The following is an 8,338-nucleotide window of genomic DNA, read 5'->3' as shown; positions in this document are numbered from 1 at the left end:
CCTCGAGGGCGACTTTCCCGGTGGCGAGGTCGACATCATCTACCGTTTCACCCTTGTCGACGGCCTCATCGGCAGGCTCGAGATCGCTCCCTGACTCCGCCGGTTCTCATGAGGTGCGCGTTTCCGACGGGCTGACGCACGGGCCTGAGGACCACACGACCGCTACATGCCCGAGAACTCCGCCTACGCCTACCGCCGCGACCTCCCCAACGCCGAGCTGCACCTGTTCGATGGCGGACACTGGAGACCCACCTCGATGAGGTTCTCCCCTTCCCGCGCACAGGGATCGGGGCGTAGGAGAGCCGGTGTGGCGGACGTCGCGGCTCTCCAGACCTGTGCCTCGACGTGCTCCAGGGCGCGGCCGGTAGATGCGAGTTTGTGTGGCGGATCCCTCGGCAACCGGGATCGAGCGGCGGCAGTTGAATTTCACTGCTGGTCGGCTCATATGCAGCGCCAGTCCGGTTTAGACCACCAGAGGTGGCACCGGTCGTACTTCCAACGCGCTCTCTGCTCCGTCAGTGCTCCGTGGAAGGCTGACAAACGTCGGTCATCAGTAGGTGCCGATGATCACAAAACCGCAGGTCACGGGCCTGTTTACGAAGGTTCGCGCAACACGCTGCCCAGGCGAGCCAGCGCCACACATCGGAAGCTGGCAAAAGCCAAGCAGAGCAGGCGTTAGTAGTCGCCGTACACCTGGACCTTGGTGCCGATCGGGGTTTCGGTGAAGATGTGGTGGATCTCGGGGCGGAGGACGCGGACGCAGCGGTGGCTGGCGGGGTAGGGCTTGACGAGGGAGTTGGCGCGGGAGCCGTGCAGGGCGATGCCGGGGCGGTCCTTGAGGAAGTACAGCGAGTCGTACATGTACGCGTCCTCGTACAGGCTGCTCTCGTGGGCGCCGGCCCACTTGCGCCAGACCTTGCCGGTGCGATTCGGGGTCTCGTAGCCGGGGCCGCCGGTGGAGATCCAGACGATCCGCTTGTAGGTCTTCCCAACGATCTGGTACAGGATCTGGCAGGTCTTGTTGACGTAGATCCCGGGCTCGCGGGTCGGCGCCGGGCGATTCGTTGCGTTGAGCACCGAGTATGCGTCGTTCAGCGTCAGGCCGGCGCGGCTGACCGGCAGGCCGTGCGTCTCGCGCCACGCGCACAGCGCCTGCTTGGCGCGGGCTGTGATGTCGCCGTCGATGTCGCCGACCGGGTAGCCGAGCTTGTCCAGCTGCCGTTCCACGCGCAGCGCGTAGTACGCCGGCTTCTGCTTCACCCTGGGCTTCGGCTTCACGGTCGGCTTGGCCGTCGGCTTCGCAGTCGCCGTCGGTGTCGGCGCCGGGGTGCTGCTGGTGGCGGGGGATTGTGTCGGGGAAGGCGTCGACTCGCTCGCGGCCACGTCCGAACAGCCGGCGAGTACGAACGAACACAGCACGGCACCGGCAACGAGACCACGTCGACGTGACACGGATTCCCCTCTCCCTCAGCATTTTCAGAGTCGCAGAGCCACGCCGAGTAGGCGTGCAACGACCCGCCGAGACTAATGTGCGAGAGGGTTCAAACCACCGTCCGTCACCGAACCGTTGCCGAGCTCCGGCGCCGGGTCGTCGCGCAACCTGCTGTACAGGTAGCCGTCCCGGTACCGGCCGGCGCGGAACTCGCACCCGCGGATCACGCCTTCGAGCCGGAAACCCGCCTTTTCCAGCGATTTCTGCTCGGCGAGGTTCTCCGGATGTGTCGCCGCCTGGATCCGGTACGCCGGCGTGTGCTCGAACAGGTACGCCGTCAGCATCGCCTGCGCCCGCCAGCCGATCCCACGTCCGCGGTGCTCGGGCAGCAGCGCGATCCCGATCTCCCAGTAGTTGGTGACACTGTCGAACGACCCCGAGCGCCACGACACGATCCCGGCCGTCGTGTCCCCGGTCCGAACCATCAGCCGGGAATCCTCAACGCCGAGGAATCCGTCCTCGGCGAATCGCCGAACCGGCGCCTGCGCATCCCGGAACCCACCCCAGTCGAGCCCGATCAGCCCAGGCTCCACCGCGAACCGCTGCAACAGCGGCACATCCTCCGCACGCACCGGCGTCAGCACGACATCCATGTCTGCCGCGGTGAGGTTCTACAGACCCAGGTCGCGGAGGAACTCAGGCTTGTAGGCCTGCATCACCACGTACCGCGGGTCCGGGACCTCCATGTTCGCGTTCTTCGCGGCGTCCTCGGTGGCGTCGTGCGGGCCGACCGGGACGCTCGGGTCGGCCCAGTCCTGCTCCTCGGCGTTCCACCGGGTGATCGTGTAGTGCGCCTCGAGGCGGTCGTCGGCCACCAGCTCCTTGGCGGTGCGCTCAGCCTCCTGCGCGTCCTCGAGCGTGTGCGTGTACATCAGCATCCGGTTCCCGTCCCGGGTCACCGTCACCTGACTCCCGAGCCGCTTCTGCGCATCGTCGTCGAGATCGATCGCCCGCAACCGCTCCCAGAACGTCAACCCGTGCTCGTCGTTCCCGAGCACGACCTCAACCCGAAACTCCTCATCCGCCATGCCCACACCTTATCCAGTGAGGGCCGGGCCAGCCGGAACGGGCTCGGCGGCGGGCAGCGGACCACCGCAGCACATCTTGTACTTGATCCCGGAACCGCACCAGCACGGCTGATTGCGCGGCGGCGGCCACTCGATACGTCGGCCGTCGGACAGCTTCTCGTGCTGGACCCCGGCGTCTCGCAGGCAGTCCAGCAAGCCGCCGTACGTCCAAGTCGCGATCGTGGCGCACTGTCCGTGAGCGCGCAGCTCTCGCTCGACCACGCGGCAGTAGCTGTTCGCATCCACGCCGACGAACTGCCGGCGCCACCGAATGGAGTTTTCGAACTCGCTGCGATCCCAGACTTGAATGCAGCCGTCGCTCACCGTCGGCCGGTCGAGCAGGTTGTTCAGGTCTGCCTCTCTGTCCGAATACTCGTCGTCCCCCTGATCTCCGAGCAGATCGATGCCGTCGAGCGGCAGCCCCAGTTTCCATTTGACCCGTCGCCTGCCGGTCACCAACTCCCGGACCCGGTAGGTGTTGACAACATCGTCGGCAGTCAGTGCGTCGGCCGCGATCTCGTACCAGCGCAGGGCCTCGTCAAGGTCACCGCGCCGCTCCAGAAGCTCAGCGGCGCCGCGCCACGCGGAACTGTAGATCCGCCCGGTACTCATGACGGCGTCGAGTTCGCTCCGAGCCTCGCCCTCCCGGCCGACGGCGAACAGGAAGTCGGCATGGTCCACCCGGGCGCTGTCGCCGGCTGTACCTCCTTCGCTGATCAATTGCCGCCAGATCGCCAACGCGCGCTGAGGTCTTCCCAGCCTCGTGTGCTCGTTGGCGATGATGAGCAAGGCGAAGGTGCGGCCAAGTTCTGTAGTGGTCCAGTGATCGCGGAGTTCGTCCACCATGGGATCGTCCATGCCGGGGAAAGTATTCGGATCCGCCCCGGAGTGGGCGTGCTGATGCGAACCTGTGGATATCTCCCAGGCGCGCGTGTGACGAATCGCCAGGCCATCACAATGGGGCTTTCGGCGTGGACCGCCGCGTGGACGCTGCGGATTCCGCAGATTGTGATGCGGGGGGGCGTTCAATATGTGGCGCCGCAGAATCGGGATGGTTCGATCGACTACAGTTCTTAGTCATGGAGCTGAGGCACTTGGAACACTTCGTGGCGGTGGCCGAGGAGAAGCACTTCACGCGGGCCGCCGAGGCGATGTCGATCTCCCAGTCGGGTCTGTCCGCCTCGATCCGCGCGCTCGAGCGTGAGCTGCGCGCCTCGCTGTTCGTGCGCAACACCCGGAGCGTGGAGCTCACCGAGGCGGGCCGGGCGCTGCTGTGCGAGGGCCGCCGTACGCTCGCCGCCGCCGAGGCCGCGAAGGACGCGGTCGCCGCAGTCCAGGGCCTGCTGCGCGGTCACCTCACCGTCGGGCTGGAGCAGTGCCTCGGGGTGGTCGACGTACCGGCGCTGCTCGCCAAGTTCCGCTCCGCGTACCCAGGGGTCGAGATCGAGGTCCGCCAGGGCGGCTCCACCCCGATGCTGGACGAACTCGCCTCCGGCCGGCTCGACGTCGCCTTCGTCGCGACCGCCGGCGACCCGGTCGACGGCCTCGACCTGCGACCGCTGTCGCGGGAGTCGATGGTGCTCGTCTGCGCCCCCGACCACCGGCTGGCGAAGGCGTCCGGTGTGACGCTCGACGATCTGGCGGGGGAGTCGTTCGTCGACTTCGACCGGACCTGGGGCGCCCGCGCGATCTCCGACCGCGCGTTCGCCGATGCCGGGGTCGCGCACCCGGTCACCATCGAGGTCAACGACGTGCACACCCTCCTCGCGCTCGTCGCCCACAACCTCGGCGTGGCCCTCGTCCCGGAACGGATCGCCGCCAAACGCGGTGACCACGTCACGGTCGCCCTCGCCCCCGGCGCCGCGTCGCACTGGCAGGTCTCGGTCGCCGTACCGACCGGAACCGCCGCCTCCCTCGCCGCCGACGCCCTGCTCGGCATGCTTCCGACGACGGCGGTCCACGCTTAGAGAAGCGTGCCGCCCACCGGTGTCAGGCGGGCCAGCACCGCCTCGATGCGCGTCAGCGTGTCCGGGTGCAGCGTGATGTCCGCGGCCGCCAGGTTCTCGACGATGTGTGCCGGCGTACGGCTGCCGGGAATCGGTACGACCGCCGGATCCTGGTGCAGCAGCCACGCGAGAGCAAGCTGACTGCGCGTGATGCCGAGGTCGGTGGCGAGCGCCTGCAGCGCCTCGTACGACGCGTTGTTCGCCTGCAGACTCGCGGCGTCGAAGCGCGGCGCGTTGTTCCGGAAGTCGTCCTTGTCCAGCGCCTGCACGGTGCCGGTCAGGAAGCCGGCTCCGAGCGGGCTCCACGGTACGACGCCGACGCCGAGTTCGCGCGCCACGTCGAGCAGCTCCGGGTCGATCGGCCGCCACATCGACCACTCGGTCTGTACGGCGGCGATCGGGTGTACGTCGTACGCGCGCCGCAGCTCCTGCGGGGTCACGTTGCACACGCCGAGGTGTCGTACCTTGCCGTCGGCAACGAGTTCGGCCATCGCGCCGACGGTATCCTCGATCGGCACCTGCGGGTCCGGGAAATGCAGGTAGTACAGGTCGATCGCGTCGACGCCGAGGTTGCGCAGGCTCTCATCGGCGTACTGCTGGACGTATTTCGGCTCCGCGTTGACCAGCAGCTGCTCGAATGCGAACCCGACGTCTTTTGGATGCGGCTCCGCGCCGTCGCTCAGCCGCAGTCCGAACTTCGTCGCGACGGTGACCTCGTCGCGCCTTCGACGGATCGCCCGGCCGACCAGCTTCTCGTTGTGCCCGTCGTCGCCGTACGCGTCGCTGGTGTCGATGAACGTCCCGCCGGCGTCGATCGCCGCGGTCAGCGCGGTGAGCGCCCGGTCGTCGTCGATCGCGCCGTACATGCCGGGGGAGAGCACCATCGCGCCGAAGCCGATCGCCGGGACGTCGAGCCCGCCGAGGTTGCGTGTGTTCGTCATGCGCCCAGCATCGATCGGCCGGTGCCGGTTGCACCAAGACCTGTTGGTATAACCGTTGGTTATGGACGCGCACCTGCGGGAACTCCGGTACTTCGTGGCCGCCGCCGAGGAGTCGACCGTGACCGCCGCGGCGGCGCGCCTGTTCGTCTCCCAGCCCGCGCTGTCCAAGCAGCTCCGCGCCCTCGAGCGGCGGCTCGGCTTCGACCTCTTCTCCCGTCAGCCGCGCGGCCTGGAGCTGACGTCGCAGGGGAGTGCGCTACTCCCGGTGGCGCGGGACGTGCTCGCAGCCTGGGACCGCGGGTACGCCGACGCACGCGCCGCTGCTCACCCGCAGCAGCTCGTCGTCGGCATGCAGACTGCTGTCGGGCGGGACCTGCAACGCCCGGCCGTCGCACGCTTCCGCTCCATGCTTCCGGGGTGGACGGTTTCGCTCCGCCTGGTCGGCTGGGACGACCCGACCGCCGGGCTCGGCGACGGCACCAGCGATGTGGCGTTCGTCTGGCTCCCGGTCGCCGGCGATTTCGCGACCCGCGTCCTGATCACCGAGCCTCGCTGGGTCGCTCTGCCCGATCAGCACCCGCTGGCCGACCGCGACGAGATCCCCTTCGCGATGCTCCTCGACGAGCCGTTCGTCGCCCTGCCCGCAGCCGCCGGCCCGCTCCGCGACTTCTGGCTCGCCGTCGACGAGCGCCCCCGCCCACCGGTGGTAGCGGCCGAGGCCACGGCCGCCGACGAGGTCCTCGAACTCGTCACCGCCGGCGTCGGCGTAGCCCTCCTCGCCGTCGGCAACGCCAGCCTGTACCAACGCCCCGGCCTGACCTGCCGCCCCGTCCCCGACCTCCCACCCGCCCAACTAGCCGTCGCCTGGCGCTCCGACGACACCCGCATGCCAGTCCAACACTTCATCGATTGCGTCCAGTTCTGACGTTCGCTAGGCCGGCAGCCGACAGCAGGTAACGCGCGGGCCCCGAGCGCGATTAAGCCTGCAGCAGCTGTTGGTTGGGGGATGAATGAACGATGTTGTCAATGGCGGTCCAGCGGAGCCAGGTCCCGAGCGGCGGGCGCGGGCCCGTGCCCGGTCTCGCCGCACCGCTGCCCGCGAGGCGCAACTGAAGGCACTCGCTCGTGCCCTCCTCCGCCAGGCGCAGATCGCTGCGGGGCAGGGCGACACTCGCTTCGTGGCACAACGGCTCACAGACCTCGAGCGCGTGATCGCGCGCCTCGGTCCGGATGGCGGCCAGGCTCAGCTCCGAGCGCATATGAACCGCCTGCGGGGTCGAAAGCAACAGCGGCCCGCTCCAGAAGTTCGCCATACGGCGAAGCTCTGCATCGACTGCGCCGCGCAGTACGTCAACCGAGCCAAGAGGTACTGCGACGACTGCGCGACTCGCCGGGGATTCCTGGTTTGCCGTGGCTGCGGTCGGATGTTCCATCCGACGAGTCGCTCAGTCGTCCAGTTCGCTCTCTGCCAGAAGTGCTCGAACAAGCATGCTGACCAGCGCAGGAGTAGTTCGGTCCGCACAGTGTCCGGCGGGCTGCCGACACTCGGCAAGCGCCGATAGCGGCCGCACCTCGAACGGTGCGGCCGCCTATCAGGTATTACCAGGCGTAGTCCTCCGGGGCGGTCTTGTAGCCCGGGAAGATCTCGTCGAGGCGGGTGAGGGTCTTCTCGTCGAGCTTGATGTCGACCGCGCGTACCGCGGACTCCAGCTGCTCCATCGTCCGCGGCCCCACGATCGGCCCCGTCACGCCCGGCTGGTGCAGCAGCCACGCGAGCCCAAGGTCACCCGGCTCGTGTCCGAGCTCGTCCGCGAGTGCCTCGTACTGCTCGATCTGCGGCCGGAGCTTCTCGAGCGTCTCCTTGGCGCGCCCTTCGAGGCGCCGTACGCCCTCGTTCTCCTTCCGGATCACACCACCCAGCAGCCCACCGTGCAGCGGCGACCACGGGATCACACCCAGCCCATACGCCTGCGCCGCCGGCAACACCTCTCGCTCGATGTCGCGCTGCGCCAGGTTGTATAGCGACTGCTCACTGACCAGCCCGACATAGTTCCGCCGCTTGGCAGCCTCCTGGGCCTGCGCGATGTGCCACCCCGCGAAGTTGCTCGACCCGGCGTACAGGATCTTGCCCTGCTGCACGGCGACCTCCATCGCCTGCCAGATCTCCTCCCACGGCGTGTTCCGGTCGATGTGGTGGAACTGGTACAGATCGATGTAGTCCGTCTGCAACCGCTTCAGACTCGCGTCCAGCGCCCGCCGAATATTGAGCGCCGACAACCGCCCTTCGTTCGGCCACCCATCACCCATGTCCCCGTACACCTTGGTGGCCAGCACCGTCTTGTCCCGGTTCTTGGCATCCTTGGCGAACCACTCCCCGATGATCTCCTCGGTCCGCCCCGGGTAGATCGCCCGCCCGTACCCATTGGCCGTATCGAAGAAGTTGATCCCCTTGTCATGCGCCGCATCCATGATCGCGTGCGCATCCCCCACCTCGGTCAGAGGCCCAAAGTTCATCGTCCCCAACACGATCCGACTAACCGACAGACCTGTCCGTCCAAGCTGAGTGAAGTCCATGGCTTCCACCCTCCCTCCGCCCCGCCCAGACTTCCAACAGAAGAATCTGCACAGTCCGATCACCCCACGTTCTGAGTCGGCTCTGGATCGACCCACCCGGTGCTCCGCGCGGCACCTGCGTCGGCGTGCTTCGCGCCGCCACACCCACCCCCGGGCTTGCGCCGGAGTGGCCGGCTGCCGCCGGCGTTAGCGGCTGCCGCCGCAGCGACCGCCGCGCGCGGCATCTTCGCCACCGCTGCGCAGTCGAAGGGCGGGAGA

General features: G+C 68.1%; 9 protein-coding genes. 2 read left to right on the top strand and 7 right to left on the bottom strand.

Features of this window, described 5'->3' with window-relative positions:
- Positions 1–675: 675 nt before the first annotated feature.
- The 4 genes from ACWEOO_RS30015 to ACWEOO_RS30000 form a co-directional block, all read right to left on the bottom strand.
- Positions 676–1,452, bottom strand: a complete 777-nt coding sequence (locus ACWEOO_RS30015) for a L,D-transpeptidase family protein (protein ID WP_452145890.1) — start codon at positions 1,450–1,452, stop codon at positions 676–678.
- 72 nt (positions 1,453–1,524) lie between these two features.
- A complete protein-coding gene (locus tag ACWEOO_RS30010) occupies positions 1,525–2,085 on the bottom strand; it encodes a GNAT family N-acetyltransferase (protein WP_452145889.1) in 561 nt (186 codons plus the stop codon).
- Between the two features lie 18 nt (positions 2,086–2,103).
- On the bottom strand, positions 2,104–2,520 hold the full coding sequence (locus ACWEOO_RS30005; RefSeq protein ID WP_363709781.1) for a hypothetical protein: 417 nt from the start codon (positions 2,518–2,520) through the stop codon (positions 2,104–2,106).
- 9 nt (positions 2,521–2,529) lie between these two features.
- The gene (locus ACWEOO_RS30000) at positions 2,530–3,417 is read right to left on the bottom strand and encodes an SEC-C metal-binding domain-containing protein (RefSeq protein ID WP_452145888.1); all 888 of its coding nucleotides are present in this window, start codon (positions 3,415–3,417) and stop codon (positions 2,530–2,532) included.
- Between the two features lie 221 nt (positions 3,418–3,638).
- Between ACWEOO_RS30000 and ACWEOO_RS29995 the strand changes: the two genes are divergently transcribed.
- Positions 3,639–4,526: a LysR family transcriptional regulator gene (locus tag ACWEOO_RS29995; RefSeq protein WP_363709778.1), complete on the top strand. Its 888-nt coding sequence runs from the start codon at positions 3,639–3,641 to the stop codon at positions 4,524–4,526.
- Here ACWEOO_RS29995 and ACWEOO_RS29990 read toward each other — a convergent pair.
- Positions 4,523–5,506, bottom strand: a complete 984-nt coding sequence (locus ACWEOO_RS29990) for an aldo/keto reductase (RefSeq protein ID WP_452145887.1) — start codon at positions 5,504–5,506, stop codon at positions 4,523–4,525. The genes ACWEOO_RS29995 and ACWEOO_RS29990 overlap by 4 nt on opposite strands.
- A gap of 61 nt (positions 5,507–5,567) precedes the next feature.
- Here ACWEOO_RS29990 and ACWEOO_RS29985 point away from each other — a divergent pair, with 61 nt between their 5' ends.
- Complete coding sequence (locus ACWEOO_RS29985; RefSeq protein WP_452145886.1) at positions 5,568–6,431, top strand: LysR family transcriptional regulator; 864 nt, start codon at positions 5,568–5,570, stop codon at positions 6,429–6,431.
- Between the two features lie 52 nt (positions 6,432–6,483).
- On the opposite strand, the gene ACWEOO_RS29980 is transcribed toward ACWEOO_RS29985, so the two are convergent.
- Complete coding sequence (locus ACWEOO_RS29980) at positions 6,484–6,819, bottom strand: hypothetical protein (protein ID WP_452145885.1); 336 nt, start codon at positions 6,817–6,819, stop codon at positions 6,484–6,486.
- 286 nt (positions 6,820–7,105) lie between these two features.
- On the bottom strand, positions 7,106–8,080 hold the full coding sequence (locus ACWEOO_RS29975) for an aldo/keto reductase (RefSeq protein ID WP_452145884.1): 975 nt from the start codon (positions 8,078–8,080) through the stop codon (positions 7,106–7,108).
- Positions 8,081–8,338: the final 258 nt, after the last annotated feature.

It is taken from the genome of Kribbella sp. NPDC004138, from assembly GCF_053603655.1.
The sequence above is the reverse complement of the archived record's forward strand: the minus strand, read 5'-3'. Positions and strand labels throughout refer to the sequence as shown.

What these genes read in the sequence shown, in the direction of transcription:
- ACWEOO_RS30010 (WP_452145889.1), bottom strand. Translation starts at nt 2,085, where the DNA reads ATGGATGTCGTGCTGACGCCGGTGCGTGCGGAGGATGTGCCGCTGTTG.
- ACWEOO_RS30005 (WP_363709781.1), bottom strand. Translation starts at nt 2,520, where the DNA reads ATGGCGGATGAGGAGTTTCGGGTTGAGGTCGTGCTCGGGAACGACGAG.
- ACWEOO_RS30000 (WP_452145888.1), bottom strand. Translation starts at nt 3,417, where the DNA reads ATGGACGATCCCATGGTGGACGAACTCCGCGATCACTGGACCACTACA.
- ACWEOO_RS29995 (WP_363709778.1), top strand. Translation starts at nt 3,639, where the DNA reads ATGGAGCTGAGGCACTTGGAACACTTCGTGGCGGTGGCCGAGGAGAAG.
- ACWEOO_RS29990 (WP_452145887.1), bottom strand. Translation starts at nt 5,506, where the DNA reads ATGACGAACACACGCAACCTCGGCGGGCTCGACGTCCCGGCGATCGGC.
- ACWEOO_RS29985 (WP_452145886.1), top strand. Translation starts at nt 5,568, where the DNA reads ATGGACGCGCACCTGCGGGAACTCCGGTACTTCGTGGCCGCCGCCGAG.
- ACWEOO_RS29980 (WP_452145885.1), bottom strand. Translation starts at nt 6,819, where the DNA reads ATGGCGAACTTCTGGAGCGGGCCGCTGTTGCTTTCGACCCCGCAGGCG.
- ACWEOO_RS29975 (WP_452145884.1), bottom strand. Translation starts at nt 8,080, where the DNA reads ATGGACTTCACTCAGCTTGGACGGACAGGTCTGTCGGTTAGTCGGATC.